Origin of the sequence: Streptomyces kronopolitis, assembly GCF_050953795.1 — a bacterium.
GTDB lineage: Bacteria > Actinomycetota > Actinomycetes > Streptomycetales > Streptomycetaceae > Streptomyces > Streptomyces kronopolitis_A.
Map to the genome: position 1 here is coordinate 114349 of NZ_CP191854.1, position 21001 is coordinate 135349.

4 protein-coding genes are annotated in these 21001 nt (G+C 70.3%); all 4 read right to left on the reverse strand.

The features are described from left to right. Positions 1–7: 7 nt before the first annotated feature. Entirely contained in the window at positions 8–17773 is a 17766-nt protein-coding gene (locus tag ACQP17_RS34980; RefSeq protein ID WP_433860162.1) for a helicase-related protein, read from the reverse strand. Between the two features lie 61 nt (positions 17774–17834). Continuing rightward, on the reverse strand, positions 17835–18047 hold the full coding sequence (locus tag ACQP17_RS34985; RefSeq protein ID WP_433860163.1) for a hypothetical protein: 213 nt from the start codon (positions 18045–18047) through the stop codon (positions 17835–17837). Then, positions 18044–20488: a phage portal protein gene (locus ACQP17_RS34990; protein WP_433860164.1), complete on the reverse strand. Its 2445-nt coding sequence runs from the start codon at positions 20486–20488 to the stop codon at positions 18044–18046. The genes ACQP17_RS34985 and ACQP17_RS34990 overlap by 4 nt, the downstream gene beginning before the upstream one ends. Position 20489: 1 nt before the next feature. Further along, a complete protein-coding gene (locus ACQP17_RS34995) occupies positions 20490–20849 on the reverse strand; it encodes a hypothetical protein (RefSeq protein WP_433860165.1) in 360 nt (119 codons plus the stop codon). Positions 20850–21001: the final 152 nt, after the last annotated feature.

Consider the following 21001-nt stretch of genomic DNA (forward strand, 5'->3'; position numbering starts at 1 on the left):
GCTCCTTCTACCGAGTGGCGAGCAGTCCGAGAAGGAAAGCCCGCAGGTCGTCGTCCTCGTACCAGTCGCCGGAGAACAGCGTCGCCAGGCCGAGCGGCACGATGTCATCCGGGATGCCCTGCGTCGCCCGGTTCCCGAACAGCCGTCCCAGCAGCACATCCAGGGAGGTGCGACGGCGTGCGCCGGTCCGCCCGCGGTGGGTGCGGGAGAAGTGAAATGCCTCCTGCGCGGCCATGAGGTCGGGGTAGTTCCGCTGAAGGTGAGCGAGCAGCGCGTTCGCGGCCGTGCGTCGCCCGGCGTCGCCGAGGTCCGCGACCGTGGCCGTACGTCCGTCATAGCTGCCGGCGTCGCCGTTCCGCGCTGCCAGGAACCGTGACTCGGTGGGGGTCAGCCAGTCCCGCGGCACGAACCGGGAGACGTCCACGAGCGCGCGGATGGCCTCCGGGTCGCTGTCCGGGGTGGTGACCAGGTTGGACCCGGCGGCCGGCCCCATGTCGCGGAACTCGGCGAGGGTGTCCCGCACGATGTCCGGCAGCGCCGCGGCGTATGCCTGCTGAAGGCGCCGTGCCTCCTGCCTGGCGGACTGGGCTTCGACGCGGGCCACATCGATCTCTATGTCCACGTCCGGAGCGCCGCCAGCCGCCGCTGATTGCAGGTCGCGCAGGCGCCGCTCGGCCGTGTCCGCGTGGCTGGCGGCGTGACGGACGGTGCCGTGCGGGTCGTCGCCCAGCTCGGGTGCCGCGGCGGTCAGGCGGCCGGCGACGTGACTATCCACGTCGAGTCCAGCGGCCCGTACGGCGGCCAGGTGCCGCAAAGCCTGCGGGCCGGGGCCACCGTCGACCGCACGGTCTGGCATCCAGCGGACACCGTCTTGCACAGGCGGGAGCTGCCCCCCGGCGAGGGCGGACCGGTTGGTGGGCCGGTACCAGCGTGCCCGGCGGGAGACCTGTCCGAAGCGTCCCGGGGCGGGCATGAGCCGTGCCCAGTGGGCGATGCGGTCACCGAGAGGTAGCCCGTCGGCGTGGCCGGGCAGGTTAGTTGCTGCGGCCAGGCGGCGCAGGCGGCGGGCTTCGGGCCACGTCTTGACACGCTGCACCAGGTTGCGGCGGAAGCGTGCTATGCGCTCGCGCATGCGCCGCAGGCCTTCGCGGCTCTTCCTCCATGCCTTCGCCAATCCCTTCAGGAACGCGGCGATCACGGCGACGATCTTCCGTGCGAGGACGACCAGCGCGGCCACGATGTGTGGGAGGAGCCCGGACCGTTGGCCGGCGGGCAGGGAGGCGGCGATGCGCTGCGCGGTGACATCACGGTTCGCAGCCATCCGGGCTGCGAGCTGAGCGACGATTGCGGCCCGGCGCTCTTCAGTCAGTCCGCCAGCAGCGGCGCTCTGGAGTGCGTCGCCCACGGCGTCGTCCACGTGTCCGGTCACGGCGTCATCAACGTGCGAGTCCCCATCGGTGCTGTCCGGCTCGGCCCGGTTGCGCAGGGCATCGGGTATTAGGCGCAGGAGGTCGGCCGCGCGGTGGGCGGTGTCCTCTTCGGTCTCGCCGTCGAGCGGCTCCATGTCGTCGAGCGTGCGCAGGGCGGCCCGGATGGCGTCCGTGCGGGAGCGCGCGGCCTCTCCGCGCAGGGAGCGCACGAGTTCCGTCCGCCCGTCTCCGTCGATACCGGCGTCGGTGATCGCGGAGAGGGCTCCGTTGCGGGCCCGTCGCATCGCCGGGCGCAGGGCCTCGGGGGTGAGCTGTGCGGCGATCTGTTCGCGGAGCTGGTGGATGCTGCCCGGCGTCGTCGTGCCCTGGATGGCGTTGTCGATGACCGCACGCGCCACGGAGTCCGCGTAGTCGGCGCGGAGTTGGTCGGCGTCGGGCGCCGGGTTCGGGTCTCTCGGCTCAGCCTCGTCGTCTCCGGCCGGGGCCTGCGGCTCAGGGAGCTGGTACAGCGGCTCCCCGGACCCGAGGGAGCGCTTGAAGCGCATCCCGTCCTCGTCCTCGATCGTGAGGACCCGCACGCCACCAGCAGCGTCCTCGATCTTGACGACCTTGTACGAGGCGAGGGTGTCGGGGGCGAACTCGCCCGGCAGGGCGATGGTGTCGCCCACGCCGACCGCGCCGATCGTGCCCGGCTCGGGGCGCCCAGTATCGTCCGGCTCGTCGCCAGCGGAAGCAGCGAGGTGGTCCGCGGCTCGATGCGCGGCCCGCCCCTCCGGGGTGGAGGAGTCCGCACCGTCACGCAGATCGTCGGCGAGCGCCGAGGCCTGATCCGGGGTCACCGGAAGGTCGTTGGCGATGCGTGCGGCGGCCTGCTGGGCATCGGGGTCCCCGGTCGGAGCGTTGCCGCGGTCAGCGATGGCGTCGCGCTCCTCGGGGGAGAGCTGCGGATCGACGGTGGGCCCAGTGACCGGGTCGACGGCAGGAGCTGGCTCGTGGGCGGTGATCTCGCCGTTGTTGTCCGTTGCGTCGTCCGGGCCCAGCTCGGGCGCGCGGCCGTCAGCGTCGAGGGCCCGCAGGGCTGCGGAGTCGCTGGGGACGCTGAGCTGTTCCGCTTCGCCGGTGGTGGTGTCCTCGATGTCCAGGAGCGACGTTTCGCCATCCTCTTCGGTGTGGGTGACCCGGGCGGTACGTGGCCCGTCGGGGGTGTCGCGCACGAGCACGTCCCCTTCCTCCAGCTCGCCGGCTGTGGTGGGCTCCACGTGGTCAACCTTGCTGCCGGCACCGGTGTCGTCAGCGACACTGCCCACCACGTGAAGGTCCGGGATGGGCAGATCCTTCATGCCCTGAGGGGTCGCGACGCTGGCGGTGTCGCCGTCCACGTCCTCGACGGTGCCGAGCATGTTGCCGTCGCGGTCGGCAACGACGTTCCCGGGTCGTACGAGGTGGCCGTCGGTGGTCCAGCCGGTGGGCCGGGCCGCGCCGCCGTCGGTGACGTTGAGGGAGGTCGGCGACTGGGCGTCGTCGGTGCGGTCGTCACCGAACTGGACGCGGGCGTTGCTCGCGCTCGCGCCGGTGACGACCCCCTCGCGGCCGTCGTCGTTGGTGACGACGGAGCCGGGGAATAGGCCGTTGCCACTGCGGTCGGTCGGGACGCGGTCGGCGATCCGGCCGGTGAGGACGTCGGAGTCGGCTCCGGTCTGCGGGGCTCCATCGACCTGGTCGACGTCGTCGCGGGTGGCGCGCGCCGCGGCGGCGTCCGGCGTGACCCAGATCGAGCTCCGCTTGCCGCGGCCGTCGGGGGTGTCGGCGATCAGGACGCGGTACATATCCTGCACGCGGCGGGCCTTGGTTGTGGGGACCTTCTTGGGGCCGTCAACGACGTACCCGGCGAGGGTGCGCGGGGTGCCGCCCTCGGTGGTGCCCTCGATTCGGACCAGGTCACGGAGGCCGAGGTCGCTGACCTTGACCCATTCCGCGGGCCGGCCGCCGACCGGCTCGGGCGCCGAAGGCTCCTCGGCCGACTCGGTGTCGGGGGCCGGTATCTCCTCCTCCTCCTCCTCCTCCTTCCGGGTGCCAGGGCGCTCGGTGCGCGGCGCGGCCGGGGCCGGGCCGATGCTGCCCGGCTTGGGAGTTTCGGTGGCCGCACTGTTGGTGTCGGTGCTGCCTGCGGGAACGTCGGTCGGCTCGCTGCCCGACTGCGCATCTGCGGATGGGGCGTCGGTGCGGGCGTCCGGGTTCGGGTGCAGTTCCTCGGCACCGTCCGGCGCCGTACGGGTCTCCGGGGCGTCCGGCATCGCAGCCTGGTCAGGGGTAACGTCGACCTGGGGAGCCTCGCCGACTCGACGGCCGTAGGTGTGCTCATCGAGGGGCAGGTTGATGTCGTCCACGGAGGCGAGCCGGGCTACGTTCTCCCCGACAGGGATGATGAACGTTTCGGAGTCGGCGTTCTGGCCGTCCCGCGGACTGAGGCCGACCGTGATGCGCCAGGCCTTCTGCCGCTTGCCATTGGTGGTGAGCGTGGCCTTGCGGGGCTCCCCGATGACGTATCCAGTCATGCGGCTGGTGGCTCCCGCGTACCGGCCGGTGATCCGGCCATCGAGGTACACGACGTCGCCCTGCCGGATGTCGCTGACAGGAACAGTCTCTGCGCGGTCCTTGCCGCCATCGGCTCGCAGCGCGTCAAGGACCTGCTTGGCGGCGCGGTCCTTGCGGGTGTCGTGGTGCATGGCCCGCGGGTCCTCGGGGCGCAGCACGTCCAGGTACCCGCGGATCTTGTCGGCCAACCAGCCGGGCCCGAGGATGTATTTGTCCTTCAGGTTGGCGGGCTGGTGCTGGTAGTGGGTTGCGTCGAGCCACCGCAGCTCGTCGTGCAGGTGGTCGAGGTCGTCCGCCACGTCCCCGCTGATCGTCTCCCTGCGGCCTAGCCTGTCGACTATCCGGCGCAGTTCCCGGTAGCGATCCATGTCGGCTGGGGTGTCGTTCAAGGTCTCCAGGCCGCGCAGATTCTCGTCAGGGAAGCCGAGGCTGCGGTTGGTGTGCCGCATGTCCCACGCAAGTTTGGGGTGGACGATGCTCAGGTCCGGTTCGCCGCGCTCCATGTCGCGCAGTACGACATGGGCAATGGCCGCTTCCCGGCTGGAGAAGTGAAGCGACGGGCCGAAGGAAGGCTCGCTCCACCACACAGGATCAGGCTCAGACAGGTGGTATCCGGAGCTATTCGGATCACGCAAAGTGCCGATCAGTCGGCCGTTGCGCCAGATCTCGCCGTCGCGGTCCGAACTGATCACTGGGGCGGGCACGAAGCCTTGGGTTGCGAGTTCCCGCATGCGCTCGGGCGATCCGAAGAGGGCACGCTCACCCTCTTCGCTGATGACGCGGTCTTTCCCGCCGTGCTCGTACTGCTTCATCTCCTCGGCCGTGGGGACGCGTCGGCCGTTCACAGAGCCCGCACGGCGTTCGCCCTGCGGGTGTTCGGCGTTGACGGCGTACTGGGACGTGGCGGCAGACGCCGGCTCGGCGCCTGCGGCGGCCGTGTCCTGGTTGTCCGAGCCTTCCGCAGCGGCGGGTGAGGCGTTCGGAAGGTTCTGCCCCCTGCCGTCCCGCCGGTCCGCACCGTCCGGGCTGCCGCCCGTCTGGCCGGGCACGTTCGCGTCCGGGGTCTCAGTCCGATCCGCGTTGCCGCGGTGGAGCTCGGCCGCGTCCTGCCGGGCCTGAGCGACGGCGCTGCCCAGGGGCATGCCCTCGGCGGTGTGCCAGGCGCGCAGGGTCTCTTCGTCGAGGTCGGGACTGGCCCAGTCGATCCGGTCGCCGTTGGGGTTCCGAAGCTGCTCGTACTCACCCGCGAGGCGGCGCGCACCGGCGGCGCCGCCGATCTCCTCACCGTTGGCGTCCCATCCGGCCAGGTGCATTCCGCTCGCAGCGTGGCCGAACTGCCAGGTGCGGCCGTCGTCGTCGGACCAGGTGATCAGGCCACCGTCGGGGGACATGGCAAGGGTGTCGTTGTCGGCCAGGGCCCGCAGGTAGGTGGCGTGCTCCTCCGGGTTGGCGCCCCGCGGGGTGGGTGCCTGCCCGGACCGGTACCGGTCCTTCAGGTCTGCCAGCCGCCGCGTGCTGCCTCCGCCCGCGGAGCCGCGACCGTCGTCACCGCCCGAGTGGTCGTTATTATCCGGAAGGTCGGGGAGGTGCGGGAGACCGCCGTTCGGCACGTCTCCGTCCCGCCCGTCACCGTCGCGGTCCCGGCGACGACGCCGATGGCGGCGCCGCCGCTCGTCGCGGTCGCCTTCCTCCTGGTTGTCACCATCAGGATGCTCAGCGTCGCCGCCGTCCCGGTCGCCGTCGTCCCGGTCCGCATCGTCCGTGCGGTCGCCATCGGGGGTGTCGGACGTAGGCGCATTGGCGCGGTCACCGCCGTCCGGCTCATTCCCCTCGTCTCCGGCCGGCGTCCGGCGAGGGGCATCCTGGTCCTCAGCATCCTCGTCCTGGCCCTCGTCGTCCTCGCGGCCCTCGCTCTCGTCAGTGGACTCCTCATCGTTGTCCTGGCCTGCTCGGTACCCGTCCATGTCGGGACGCGTGGCCAGGGCCTCGTGAGCCCGCTGGGTCTGCATCGAGTCGATGCGCTCCACCCAGTTTTCGTCGTCATCTGCGGCGATGTAGTAGTTCCAGCCCAACGCGTACTGGTTCTGGAGCTGTTCGAGGCTGGACCCCAGGCGCAGCTTCCAGCCGTCGACCTCCCTGCCTTGCCTCCAGAACGTGGTGCGCTCTGGCGTCTCGTACAGGTAGCCCTCGAACTGTCCAATTCCACCGTGGCGTTCCGTGCCGCGGACGCGGACCAAGTTGCCCTCCGCCAGAGACTCCGGGGCAACCGCGGTGCCTTCAGGGTGCTTGGGCATGCGGGACTGGGCGGCGTACGCCTCCTCGTCCTTCGGCCGTCCCCAGTTGGTGAGCACGTCCGTGCGCGCACGGTGGGTGGCCCGCTTGCGCACCGCCGGCTCTGGGTTCTCGACGATCACCACGTGGTCGTCGGGCTCCGGGTCACGGGTTCCACGGTCGGAGTCCAGCGTTACGGAGCGGACAGCGCCCTCAAGACCGTCGCGGTGCGTGTGGATGACGTACTGCGGCGAGTGCATCCCGTCGAAGGCGTCGGTCGTTCCATGCCGGGGGTGTCGCACGGAGTGGAAGATGTCTCCCTGCCGCAGCTCGGAGGCTCGCGCCCACCGCATGCCCTTGGGCAGCTCGGCCTCACCGATCTTCAGCTCACCCGTCCCCGCACGCGGATCGGCGGCGGGCGTCATGGGCAGGCCCATCGCGGCCCGTCGGCTGTTCATGTGGTGCCAGCCGTCCCAGTTCCCGGTGTCATCCTGCGTAGCCCAGCCAGCAAAGGCGCCCCTGTAGGCACGGCCATCTGCGATGGCCGCGGCCAGCGGTCGGAGCGCTTCAGGGAATTCGCCGGACACCCCGTACGCCATCTGGTCAGGGTTGTCTCCGCCAGCGACGTTGGCGATGAAGTCCTCTGCCTGCTGCGCGGAGAGCCCGTGTTCCGTGGCACCCTCGCGTGCTCGCGCGATCTGCTCGCGCACTGCTTCGCGGGCCTTCTCTCCCGCATCCCGTGACATCTGGTTGAGCCGTTCGTTCGCCTTCTTCCTGCCGCTCCGGGTGGCGATGCTCTCCATCAGGACGGGGCGGATGTCCGCCCGCAGTTCCTCGCCGAGCTGTTGCACGCGAGAGCGCAGCTCTCCAGCCTGGTCGGCGAGGAAGGGACGCGCGCTCTCCGGCATCTGGTCGAGGCGGTACCGGGTGTTCTCATCGAACTGCGCTAGCGGTTCGGCCTCGTACGCGGAGCTGATCCAGAAGCGCGTCTCCCAGGGGTCTGACGGCAGTTCGCGGTCGCCCTGAGCAGCCATCACTCGGTCGAGGAAGACGTTGCGCAGCCCGGCGGGCTGGGGCTCGGCCCACACGCCGACCCACCGTCGAGGTTCCTCTGCCCGGCTTCCGCCACCGGGGAAGCTCAGCGGCGGCAGGTCGGTCGAAGCGCCCTCGTCCGTCGCCGCGCCCCCGCTGGCGGTGTCGGTAGTAGCCGGGGGCCCCAGTTCCGGCCTACGCGGGTCGATGTGATCCGCGATCCGCCGCTCCGCCTCGTCCTGGGACACGGCGCGACCGCGCGCAAAGCGGATTCGGGGACCGTCTTCCCCGCCCTCGTGGGTACGGGCTATCGCGAGCGCGGCGCTGGCCGTGGGGTCGTCGTCCCCCAACCCGCGGACGAACCAGCCGGTCCCAACCGAGCCGTGGCGGTCGCTTTCGGCACGCCACCCGCCGTTCTCACCGTGCAAGCGGCCGATGCGCTTGCCGTCGAGGTAGACCGCGCGGCCGGCAGACTGGCCTTCGACGTGCAGCTCACCGACCTCGACGGGCTTACCGTCGTGCTCGCCGACCGTCTCCCGCGCCTCCTGCGGGCCCTTCCACCCCAGGGTGTTGGTGGGCTCGACTTCGTCGTCCGGTGCCGGAGCCATGATCGGCCCAGGCGTAGGCAGACGCTCGATCTTCTCGTCCGTCAGGACCGTAACGGCGTTGCGATTGGACGGCTGCTCACCTTCTCGGCCGACGTAGAGACGCCACGCCTTCACACGCTGCCGGTCGCGGGTCGCGGTGACCTTCATGGGAGCGGCAAGGAGATACCCCTCCCGTACGACCGAGTTGCCTGCGGTGTTCTGCGTTTCAGCGCGGATGTAGTCGCCGATCTGCGCCTGGTCAGGGTTGAGGACTTCGGAGTCGTCCGCGAGGTCATCGCCGTCCATCTCGTCCGGCGCGTCGGGCACGGCCGGGGAGGCGTCGCCCCGGTCAGTTTCCGGCGTGGTCAGCTCGGATGTCTCTTCCAGCGCGTCGTTGTCCGGCTCCTCGGCGCGGGGCTCGTAGGGCTTGTCATACGCATCCGGCTCGCCGATCGGGGGCAGGGTCGCGGCGCTACGGGCAGAGTTGTACTGCTGGCGCTCCATCTTGCGTGCGGCGCCGAGCAGCACCTTCTTGTTGCGGCGGCCCTCCAGGGTGTTCTCGTCCTGCTGGGCGGCGGCCTCACGGGCAGCGGCGGCGAGCGCGCCGGCCTGAGCGGAGTAGGGGGAGTAACGGCGGTGCCCGGGGTTCCACGGCAGGGTGTCGATCGGCGTGCCGTCCGCGTACTCGCCGGACAGGGTGAGCTTGCTCAGCTCCCGCACCTGGGCCGGGGTCAGCGTCATCTCCGTGATGGCACGGTCCGGCGTGATCAGGCGGCGCTCCACCTTCGTCGGCGCGCCGTTCTCGTCGGTGCGACCGTCGAACTTCCGACGGTCAAGGCCGTCACGGATGATCCCAGCGGCACGCAGCGGTGCCGGACCGGCCTGGACGGGTAGCTCCTCGTGCCACTGCATGTCGCCCGGCGAGCCGCCGTCGGCATCCTGACTCCACCAGTAGCGGCGGCCGTTATCACCGATGCGTGCGCGGACCCAGCCGATGGTGTTGCCGTCGGCATCCACGATGGTGCCGTGTCCAGCCTCCATATCGAGGTCCCGCAGCCGGTTGCCGTTCGACAGCTCCGCACCCTCGCGGGTGGCGGCCTGCGCGATCCGGTCGGCGTTTTGCCGCTCCTTGGCCGCCTCCGTGCGCTTGCCCCCGAAGGGGGTGCCGTCCGGCCGGGTCACGTCCTTCAGGGCGTGGGAGCGGGTGCCGCGCTCGGCCCGCACGAGGACGGCCCCGTTGTGCACGGCCATGACCTCGCCCGGTCCGTCCGGGCTGTTCACCTGCTCACCGACGGCAGGGAAGTCGTCGGCTGCCGAATCCTCGTCCGCAGCCGGTGTGGCGTCGGTGCTGGCTGCCTCCGTGTCCCCGGCGTTCTCGCCAGCGCCGGTGTCGGGTTGCGTGTCCGCGGAGTCGTCCGCCGGGTCCGGGGCCGGGGCCTCGGCGTCCGGCTCGTCCTCGACGCTGCCCGCAGCGTCGGTGACGCTCTGGTCCTCGTTCTCGGGAGTGATCGAGGCGAGGTCGGCGCGAACGGCCTCCGGGTCGAGCGTCGTGGTGTCCTCGGGCGCCGCGGTGACGGTGTCCTCCGCGGGCGTCTCCGGGGCGTCCGACTTGTCGGGCTTCGGCTCCTCGGCGGCGCTGTCCTCGCCCGCGGTGGTGTCCGGGGCATCCTCGCGAAGGGAGTCGAGGTCCGATCGGACCTGCTCCGGATCAAGGGTCGTCTCCCCGCGCTCCTCGCGGGCCCGCCGGATCTTCGCCTTCTTCTCGCGCTCCTTGGCGGCCTTCTTCGCCTCGGCGTCCGGCCAGGTGATGCGCGGCCGGCCCTTGGCATCGGTGGTGATCGACGGCGGGGCCGGCGTACGCGGCAGCAGATCGGCGTCCTGAGCTGCGGCCGGATCGTCCACGTCGCCGGAGTCCTCGCCCGCGGCGATACGCGCCTCACGAAGCTGGTGCTCCAGGCTCTCCAACCGGGCCCGCTTCTCCCGGCCGGCCTCCTCGCTGGTGGTCTGCTTGCCCTGCTCACGGATCAGCGCACCGACCAGCTTCGCCCGCCGCTCGGCCGCCTCCAGCTCGTCGGCCTGCTCGAACGGGCGGTCCACGCGTTCCCGGGCGGTCTCGGCCGCGCGCTCCTCCTGGCGCAGGCGGCTCTCCGCGCGGACGATCACCTTGTCCACGTCGGCCAGCGAGTCCTCCAGCCGCGTGATGGGCAGGGTGCTGTCCTTCTTCAGGTCGTCCTCCTGGTAGGAGTGACGGCTGCGCGGGATGTCGGGGAAAGAGATGTCCACCAGGTGGATGCGGCCGTAGTCGCCCCATGCGGTGCGGTACTGGGCGGTGACCTCGATGTTGCCGACCCGCCCGATGACGACCTTCGGGTGCCCGCCGCTGCGGTACGGGTCCTTCTGGCCCTGGCGGAGCACGGCGTGCGCAGCGGTAGACAGGGCCTTGGCCGCCTCGTCGCGCTTGGTGAAGTCGCTGGTGCCGATGGTGGCGTTGAAGTTGTCGCCGCGGGTGTTCTTGCGCCGGCCGACCACGTCCTGGAGCTGGGCGACGAGCTTGGCGGTGTCCTCGCGCAGCCGCTCGGTGGCGTGGATGGTGGTCTTGTAGCCCTCGATCGTGCGCTGGTGGCCCTTCAGCTTCCGCCTGAGCACCGCGAGGGACGCCTTCACGTTCGCCTGCTCCAGCAGGTACGGGTTGCCGGTGGAGATGGCGGTGACCTGCTCGGCGTTGAAGACGCCGTCGGGGATGTCCTCGACCGTGCGGTCGGTCAGGTTGCCCTTCATGAGCTGGCGGATGAACTTCGCCTTGCGGGCCACGGTTTGCCACGAGAAGCCGTCGAAGGACTGCTCCGTGACGTACTGGAAGATTGCGACGGACGGATTGGCGTTGCCCTGCCGGATGATGCGGCCGTTGCGCTGTTCGAGGTCCGCGGGCCGCCACGGGCAGTCGAGGTGGTGCAGCGCCGTCGCGCGGAGCTGGACGTTGGTGCCGGTGCCCATCTTGCTCGTGCTGCCGACGAGCACGGCGATCTTGCCGTTGCGGGCGTCCGCGAAGAGGCGCGCCTTCTCGGCGTCGTTCTTCGCCTCGTGGATGAAACGTATCTTCTCGGCCGGGACGCCCTGCGAGATCAGGAGTTCCTTCAGCTCCTGGTACGCGGGGAAGGGGGAGTCGGCCAGCTCCTCGACGCTGGACGGGCCGTCGTTCTTCTTCCCCTTCTTCTTGGCCTTGCCCGGGTCCTTGGGCGTGCCCATGTCGAGGAACACGATCTGAAGGCCGCCGGGTGTCTCGTGCGGCGTCGGGTCGTTCTTCGAGGTGGGGTAGACCGCGTCCTTGGTCTCCTCGTAGATCCGGGCGATGTTCTCCGCCGCGCGGGGCAGCTTGTTGCCCTGCTCGTCCAGGCCGACCATCCGCGGGTCGAGCGAGACCTTCCGCCCGTCGCTGCTGATCTTCAGCATGTTGTCGTCGCGGGGGTCCACGTAGCCCTGCTTGACGTCGCGGGCGCGCCGGGCCAACTGGTCCTGGTAGGCGAGCATCAGGTCCGTCGGTTCGACGGAGATGGTGATGGCCTTGCCGCCGGAGATGTCCGGGGTGTCGAGGTACTCCGCCAGGTCCTCGGAGGTCTTCACGTCAGCGACGGTCTTCCAGATCCGCAGCAGCTCCGGCATGTTCCGGAACGCTGCGAAGCGGGAGACCTCCTTGAAGCCGGAGCCGTCCGCGGCCAGCTCGACGCCGGAGACGATCTTTCCGTAGGTGGAGGCGAACTCGTCGAAGTCGCGGACCCGCGCGGCCTCCAGGAGGTCGGGCCGCAGGTAGCGCAGCATGGTGTGCGCCTCGGTGACCGAGTTCGAGATCGGGGTGGCGGTGGCGAAGGTGACGACTCGGCCGGACTTGGTGTTCTTCCGCAGGTACTCCAGCTTCATGTCGAGGTCGCTGGCGCGGTTGGAGCCCTCGATCGCGGCGCCGGGGATGCCGGAGTTGGTGGACAGGTTCTTGTAGTGATGCGCCTCGTCCACCACGACGTAGTCGATGCCGGTGTCCTCGAAGTACAGACCGGCGGTGTCCTTGGACGCCTCGACCTTGGCGGTGATCTTCGCTTCCAGCTTCTTCAGCCGGTTCTGGATCTCCTTGACCATCCGGGAGTCGGTGCGCTTCCCGGGGTTGTCCAGCTCGTCCTGCTCCTTCTGCCGGCGCAGGGCCTTCTCCAGGCTCTCCTTCTCCCGCTTGACGTAGTCGAGCTGGACCTCGGGGCGCATCGGGATGGACTCGAACGCGTTCTGCGTCAAGATCACCGCGTCGTAGTCGCCGGTGGCGACCCGGGCGATGAACTCGCGGCGCTTGCGGCCCTGAAGGTCATCGCTGGACGCGGACAAGATGCGGCCGGCCGCGGCCGACTCCGGGTACAGCTCCGCGAATTCGTCGTGGAACTGCTGGAGCATGTGGTTCGGGACGACGATGGCGGCCTTGTTGATGAGCCCGAGGCGCCGCAGCTCCATCACGCCCATGGTCATCTCGGCGGTCTTGCCGGCGCCGACCTCGTGCGCGAGCAGCACCGCCGGCTCGTTGACCATTCGGGCGACGGCCGCGTGCTGGTGCGCGTGCGGCTTGAACCAGTCGGCGAGGCCCGGCATCGTCCGGCGCTGCCCGTCGTACGAGCGCAGCGCCAGGTTGTTGTGCGTGTCGTTGTAGAGCTTCTTGATCTGCTCGGAGCGCTCCGGGGCGGCCCACAGCCAGTCCTGGAACTCCTCCTTCAGCTCCTCGGCCTTGGTCTGGGCGGCGGCCGTGGCGTCCTCATCGACGTACGTCTTGCCGTCTTCGTCCTTGTAGGTGACGCGGATGCGGCCGTTGGTGAGGATCGCTTCGGCGAGCTTGACCGCCGGGAAGTCCTCGGTGCCCCAGACCTGCGTGGCCGCCCGGCCCTTCTTCACGCCGTCGGGCGCGTCCACCTTCCACAGGGAGCCGCCCTGGTAGCTGACGCGGACCTCGCTGGTGTTGAGCTTGTCCCGCAGGAACGCCTGGACGATGTCGCCGCCGAGCCAGGAGGCGCCCATCGGCGCGTCGATCTCGCCGGGGGTGATGTCGGGCGGGAGGACAGCTTCGAGCTGCTGGACGTTGATGTCGAAGCGGGAGTCCTCGGCAGCCAGAGCCTGCGCCTCCTCCAGGCGCTTGCGGACGTTGCCGGAGAGGTAGTCGGCGGCCGGGATCAGGTCGCCGCCGTTGTGCGGCTCGAATACCAGCGGCCACTCGTGGCCGGTCTCCGGGTCGGTGGAGCGGGCCGCGAGCAGCCTCTCGCGGGCGACCTGCGGGGTGACGCCCATGACCTGGGCGAGGGTGTTGGTGTCGAGGGTGCCCTTCTGCTCCATGACGATCGCCATGGCGTCTTCGGGGCTGCTCGCACGCTCGGCGATGGTGCGGTGCCGGGACTGTCGCTTGGCGAAGATCGCGGCCGGGCTGCTCGTGCCGGTAGTGCCGTCGTAGGTGTCCAGGGACAGGACGACGGACATCGTCGGGTCCTTGGTGATCAGGCCGCCCATCTGGGGACGCTTGCGGTACGCCTTATCGACCTGCTGGCCGGTCTCCGGGTCGGTGGCCTTCCGGGTCGCCCAGTCGAACCGGTTCAGGGAGCCGAACTTGGCGTGGTACGCGTCGTAGCGGGCTTTCAGGTCGCCGCGCAGCGTCTCGATCAGGGCGTCGTCGGCGTCGGCGCGGGACTCCTCGGCGATCAGGGCCTTCATGGAGTCGCGCAGGCCGAGGAGTTGGGTGGCCTCCTCGACCTGGGTGCGGGGCACGTCGAAGGGGACGACCATGCCGTCGCGGACCTGGGTGAAGGTGCCGCCGGGGGAGAGCTGAACGTGCCCGTCGATGCGGTCGGAGCCCTCGGGCAGCAGCTCGGGGCGGCGCCGCTCGCCGTCGTCCGGGGTGTACGACAGGCCGGCGTCCTTGGCGCGGGCCACGACCTTCTTCAGCGCCTGGTTCAGGGAGGTGTCGAGGTTGCCGTCGCCGTCCACCCGGAGTTCGCCCGGCCCGTACATGCCGTGCCCGACGGCGAGGTGACCGAGCACGTTGTTCGGGTTGGTCAGGAAATACGGGTTGACGTGGACCTTGGGGGCGTCCGGCTTGTCCGCCTCGTCGGGGTCCTGGCCGGGCAGGTCGGTGACGCGGGCGGAGTGGACCCACATCGGCGGGTCGTCCTTCTTGCGCTCGGAGGGCAGCTTGACCTGCCCGTTGCGCAGCCGGCCGGAGGTGTACTCCTTGTCCTTCTCGCGGCGCCGGAGGATGAGCAGGTCGGTGACCACGTCGGTGCCGGCGGTACGCCGGTGGGCGCCGGTGGGCAGGCGGATCGCGCCGACCAGGTCGGCCTTGCGCGCCATCTCCATGCGCGCGTCCTCGGCGCGCGGCGTGGAGCCGTCCATGGTGTAGCGGGAGGTGACGACGGCGACCAGGCCGCCGGGCCGGGTCAGGTCCAGCGACTTCAGGATGAAGTGGTTGTGGATGTTGTGCCCGCCCTTGTTGTGGCGGAGATCCACGACCTGGTAATCGCCGAACGGCACGTTGCCGATGGCCATGTCGAAGGTGCCGTCGGCGGCCCGGGTCCGCTCGAAGCCCTCGTTGCGGATGTTGGCGTGCGGGTACAGGGCCTTGCTGATGCCCGCGGTGATCGGGTCCAGCTCGACGCCGGTGATGTCCGCGGACTCGGGCGCGTACCCGATGAAGTTGCCCGAGCCGGAGCCCGGCTCCAGGACGTTGCCGCCGTCGAAGCCCAGCTCCTCGACGGCCTTCCAGACCTCGCGAATAATCGACGGGTCGGTGTAGTGGGCGTTGAGCGTGTTCTCCTTGGCCGCGTCCCACTCGGCGTCGCTCAGCAGCTCCCGCAGGCGGCTCTGGAGAGGGGCGAACTCGGGCTTCGGGCTGTCCACGAAGGCCTGCGGGGCGGCACCCCACCCGGACCAACGGGCCAGGGTTTCCTGCTCGGCGGCCGTGGCCGGACGGGCCTCGTCCTGGAGGCGGCGCAGCACCTCGATCGCAGCGATGTTCGCCTTGACTCGGGCCAGGACCGAGTTCGGGACGAGACTGCGGCCGTCCTCCGGCGGCTGGTACTGCGGGGCGCGACGCTCCTCGGCGTCGCTGCCGAAAGCTACGCGGCTGCGATCCTCGGCAGGCTCACCCTCGGCATCTCCTTGTCCTCCGTCCCGCTCTCCTTCGGCAGGTCGTATAGCATCTCGTGCAGGACCGCTTCCCTCGCCCGCATCGTCGCCATGTTGATGTCCGCCATCGCGTCCCTGAAGTCCGCTCCCAGCGCCGTCCCCTCCCGGAACTCGTCGCGTCTCTCCGCGATCTGCTCCTCGATCTCCGCGCTGATCTGTGCGAAGAACGTCTCCGGCGGTGTCGTCGTCGCCAGCTCGGCCAGCGCCGTCGGCCGGTACGTCTCCCAGTACGCCTTCACCAGGGCCTTGTAGCCGCTCACTTTGCTGCTCCTTCTGGTCGTCCTGCTGCGGGCCGGCGGCCTGCTGCGGAGTCGGGACATCTTCACCCGGCGCGTCCGTGTCCGGGGCATCGGGGTTCGGGTCAAGCTGTTCGTCGTTCTTCGGGCGGGGCCGGCCGAGGCGGGCGGCCGAGGTGTCCGTGGCTCCTCGTTCGCGGTCGAACTCGCCGGCGATCTCCCAGATCGCGCGGCCGGACCGGTTGCCGTCCTTGTCGCGGAACTCGTTCAGCTCCTGGTTCAGCTTCGGGGAGCCCCAGTCGACGGTGCGGCCGTCCTGGTCGCGCAGGCGGCTGCCGAGGTACAGCGTGAACCGGTCAGCGGTCTCACGGTCCTCGAAGTCGCCGTAGGAGTGCAGCCCCCGCGTTCCGAGTCCAGACAGGGAACGGGCGGTGCCTGCTGCCCGGACCTCGAAGCGGGTATGGCCGCCGCGCCGATCCTCCACAATGGCGAACCCGCGGTGATCCGCCAAGTGCAGGATGATGGCGGGGTCACTGGCGAACTTCCGCATGAAGTCGCGCTGTCCCTCGGGGGTGTCGTCGCTGCCGCCGCGCTTCCAGAACTCGCGCAGCTCCTCACTGTTACGGGGCCGGCCGCGTTCGTCGCCGAAGGGCCGCGGGCCGACATGTCCGACGGCCACATTGGCGTCTGGCACACCGGTGCGGTCAGCGACCTGCTGCGCGGCCTGCTGCTCGGGGTTGGCAGAGGCGGGGGTGGTGCGGGCCGCGGCGCTGGCGCGCTTCTTGGCCGCCTTGTCGGCGAAGGCCTTCTGCGCTGCGCTCGCAGCGCTCTGGACCATCGCCCGGCCCTCAGGCGTGTTCAGGCGGGACTGGTAGTCGGGGGCATCCCAGTTGAACGGCTCGCCGTTGAGCTGCGCTGCCTCCAGGCGCTTCACGAAGTCGGCGGCCTCGCCCTTGCGGGTGGGCATGGCCAGGCGGACACCGCTGTCGGTGAGGATGACGCCCCACCCGTAGTGGATCTCGCCATTGCGTCGCTGGACGCCCATCTCGCCGATGACGAAGTGGCCGTTACGGGAGAGCTGCGGGTTCTTGAGCTTGTCGAACAGCTCAGCGGTCGAGGCGGCGTGCTTGTCCTGGGCGTCCTTGTCAGAGGTGTAGGGGGTGAGGTTGCCGCTGGTCCAGTGGCCGCGGACGTCGTCGAGCGTCTTGAAGCGGCGGGTGGGGTCCTTGCGGCGGTTCGCGGTCGCGGCCTTCTTGGCCGGCCGGGGGTGGGCCGACGCTCCCTTCGGCGCCGGGACCGGCTCGTCTGCCCACGCCTTCGGGGTGGGTTTGCCGTTCTTCCTGGCCTTGGGGATCTTCTTGCCGTCGTGCGCCTCGAACCGTTCGACCGCCAGGTTCAGGGCATCGCCAAGGTTCTGCGCATAGCGGGCGACTTCGTCGCGGCCGTCCGTCTCAGCGAGTTCGGCGAGGCGTTCAGCCTCTTCCGCGAGGTCTCGGAGGGTCGAGAGGTCGTCAGCGTCGTACTCCCCGCGGGGCTTGCCCGTCTCCATGGGGATGTCGCCGTTGATCATCTCGTCGAGGTCGAGCCCGTCCCCGGACAGCTCGTACAGCTCGTCGAAGGCATCGCGCGCCTCGGCGTTGCTCCAGTCGCGGGGCATGACTGCTTCGAGATCGGCGAAGTAGTCGTGCGCCAGTTCGGCGACCGCGGCGCGCGCGTGCTCTGTGTCCTGGAACTGCTCCTCGCGCTTGGGGTTCTTTTCGGTGCCCTTGGGCCCGCGGGCACGAAGAGCGTCCCCCCGGCCGGCGACGTGTCCCGCGCGCTCGCCGCTGTCGATGGGCAGCAGGTTCGGGTGATGAGTGGTGGGCCGGTTGCCGTCGAGGTTGGAGGGCAGCGGGTCGCCGTCGTCGTCTTTCTCGTTCGGCATGACCCGGCCGCGGGGAAGGAGGAGGTCGTCGTCCTCTGGCTCCGGACCCTCGCCGTGGTCCTCGCCTTCCCTGTCCTCCCCGATGTCCTCGCCCTCGTCGTCCTTGGCGTGCGGCTCGTCGGGGGTGTCGCCGTCGTCGCCCGAGTCGTCGGTGTCAGTGCCGGTGCCGCGGCGGGGGTCCGCGGTACGACGTTCGTCCTCGTCGCGGACCTTCCGCTTGCTGCGGGTGGGGGCGGTGCCGTCGGGGCGAGCCACCATCGTGAGGCGGGATGCGTGGACGGTGGATTGTTGGTGGGTGGCCAGGTTCTCCACCAGCACGTTCCGGCCGCCGAGCGCACGGATGACGCGTGCCATGCCGCCGCCCCACATGCGGGCGATACCGCCGGTCTCGATGAACCTGCCCTTGGAGTCACGCGGATGCAGATCGGGGTTCCAGGCGCGGCGGCTGCGCTTGGCTTCAAGGGTGGCGGCGAGGCGGTCAGCGGCGTTCGTGATCTGCATGCGGCGGACCATGCACACCCGAGGGGGTTAACGTCGCGTCCTCGAATTCCGGCCGGGCGGGCTACATGGTCTCCGTGAGGATGTGCAGGAGGAACCAGCCCGAGAATCCAGTCCAACCGACGGCGAAGATGGCCCGGCCCGCCTTCGAGGTACGGGTGCGGAAAAGCTTTCTGGTGTTCTCGCTGAGGGTGTCGCCGTCCCGCTTGTTGACCAGCGCCCACGTCTCGAACAGGCCGAACAAGACCGTCCACACGGCCCAGACGATCGCACTCACAGGGTGTCTCCTTCAGTTCGGTACCGCAGGCGGCAGCGGCAGTTGATGGTGAGGTGGAGGGGGGCGAGCTGGTCACCGGGGAAGCGCATGGGGAAGCCGTCCACGTCGAACGGGGTGTTGACGGGCAGGGTGGTGCCGTCGACCGCTTCGTGTGCGGCGCGGACACGGTCGTCACGTCGGGTGACCCAGGTGCGGACGATGCCGGGACCGATCGCCGCGGCCGTCGCCTCAGCGGTCCCGTTGACGGTGGCGACCGCCGCGGCTTCCGAGGCCCCGACGATGGTCTGGGGCGCCATATCGGTGAACGCGGTCCGCACGAGCGCGACCAGGTCGTCGAGGTCGTCGGTGACGGCCTGCCCCTGGGCGAGGAGGGTGGCGAGGCCGGTCAGGAACGATCGGGCCGCCTTGTCGGCACCGGCCACGGCATCGAGCAGCCTGACGGTGATCAGGGCTCGGGCCGACGACGGTACGGCTGTTCCGAAGGCAACTGCGGTGCGTTCGGCGACGCTGGAGGCGAGGCCGGCCAGGACCCTGGACAGGGTGGTGTCGATCTCCTCAAGCCACCGGTCGGTGCCGACGATGCGCTCGATGTCGAGCGGTTTGTCCCCGCCGCGGGTGTCGGTGGGCCCGTCGTCCTTCCAGAAGCGGGTGCCCTTGCGGGCCTTGGGGGAGCGCAGTCGGGCGGTGATGACCCCTTCCTGCCGTGCGAACAGCGGGGCCAGGACGGCGCGGATGGCCTCCTCGGCCTGGTCGAAGTCGTCGTCGGTGGCCTCGAAGCCGGGCGTGGTCCCACTGGGCAGTGCCTTGACCTGGATGCCTCGGGCTTCCTCGACGGCCGCCGCCGCGTCACCCGTCATCCGGTCCTGGCCCTGGTCCTGGCGCGCGGAATCGACTGCTGCGGCTGCTGCACCCGGCACGCTGGTTGAGGTCTCGTCAGCGCGGGCGCCGGCCACCGCCGCGGCGGCTGCACCGGGTACGGCCGCCGTGTCTGCGTCGGCGCGGGCCTGCGCAACGACGGCCGCTGCATCCCCGCCGGCGGCGTCGGGGTTCGGCGGGAGGGGAGCGTTGGCGCTGGGCTGATCGGTGCCGGACGGGAGCTGCGGCGCGTTGCCGCCGGAGGCGTCGCCGGGGCCTGCGATACCGAGCGCCGCGGCGTCCTCGGGCCGGGCTGGAACGGGCGCCTTCTGCGGGGAGATCCACAGGGCTCGGGTGTGGGGGTTGTTGAACGCGGGGAGCCCTGCGCGCTGTCGGTACTCGTCGGCGGAGATCAGGCCTGCTTCCCACTCTTCGCGGGCCTCGGCGCGCCTTTTGCGGCGGGGCAGTTCCAGGGCTTCGACGGTGCTGGTGTCGAAGCGGATGGCCCGGTCGGGGCCGCCGAGGTCGCTGGCGAAAGCGTTGGTGATGAGTTCGAGGTGGGGCAGCTCAGTGTGAATCCAGAAGCTGAACTCCTCTTGCTCCGCATTGTCGAAGGTACGACCGCTGGCGTTGCCGGTGACGGACTCGGGCACGCCGAAAGCCGCCAGGATCTCGATCTTGGCGTTCTGCGCGGCGTGCTCGTACGCCATCTCCCGGGGGCGGGCCGCCAGGTCGACGTAGTTCATTCCGCCTGGGCCGGAGCCGACGACGGAGACGTGCCCGGCGAACTCGCTGCCGGGCAGGAACCGGGCCTCCAGCCGGTCCATCTCCCGGTCGGACAGGGAGGTCGTGTCGACGGCGACGATGCCCCCGGGGCGCGCGTCGTTCTTGATGAAGGCCACGTTGTAGAGGCGGGACAGGTGGTCCAGCTCGACACTGATTCCGGCGGCCTCCAGCGGTGTCGTGCCGGAGAACGGGTCGGTGGGATGCGGGTCGCGAATCCAGCGAACCCGCTCGGGGGACAGCTCTCGGACTTCACCGTGGAGGGTGGTGAACTCGAAGTGGGCGATGTACTCACCGCGCGGGTCGGGAACGGGCAAGACCCGGTCGGGTGGTAGGAGGTCGAGCCGGGTGATGGTGCCCCTGTTGGAGCGGGTGACCTCGACAAACGCGCCGCGTTTGGAGAGCAGGATCTGCGCGGACAGGCGCTTGCGGAACTGTGCGCCGGTCTCGACCGGGTTGGCCTGGCCGTTGAGGACCCGGAGAAGGGGGTGGTCCTCGATGACCTCTTCGAACTCCCCGTTTTCGGTCAGGCCCCGGCCGATCTCCAGGGGCAGCCGGGAGGCGTGTTTACCCATGGTGTCGATCGCCTTGTACACCCAGACGACCCGCTCATAGCCTTCGGTGACGACGCGTCCGATGTCCCAGCCGTCGGCCCGGCCTTCCGTGCTCCAGATGTTCGAGGTGCCCGCGTAGCTGGTGGAGGTGTAGCCGCCGGTCCAGGTGATCGTCTTCGTCTCGGTGTCCTGTGGGCGGGGCGAAGCGAAGCGTGCACGCAGGGCAGGAAGCCATCGACGTCGTGCCACGTCACGCCCCCTCGCTGCTCAAGAACACGCCGAGCGCGAGCACGAGGGCGAAGAGCAGGGACCATGGCGTCAGGTACAGGGCGAGCCCGGTCAGGACCCACAGGCCGGTCGACAGTGCGCAGTAGCCGGCCACCAGCCGGACCCAGTGTGGGAGCGGCGGCTTGAGGTACAGGACGGTCAGCCCGCCGGCGGCCAGGCAGAGCCCAGTCAGGAGGAGCGCAACGAGCGGGGCGGCGAGGGAGATGGCCCCGAGCAGGCCGACGACCCCGGTGCCTACCAGGAAGAGGCCGATCAGGTCGCGTGCTATGCGACGCCGGGGCGCCCGGTGGTCGGGGGGCGGAGACTGCGTTGGAGGATTCACGCGGCGGACCGTAGGAAGCCGCGGGGCTTGCGTCTCGGCCTGTCCGGTTGAGATGTGGCGTCATCTCATCGCACCCCAGCCGTTTGGCCGTTCGTTGTATGAGAGAAGGCCCGGCGGCCGGCGCCCGGGGCCGATGCGAGAGGAATCCGCGC

Bases quoted from the DNA above. Each gene is read 5' to 3' on its own strand.
- ACQP17_RS34980 (WP_433860162.1), bottom strand. From the start codon at position 17,773: ATGCAGATCACGAACGCCGCTGACCGCCTCGCCGCCACCCTTGAAGCC.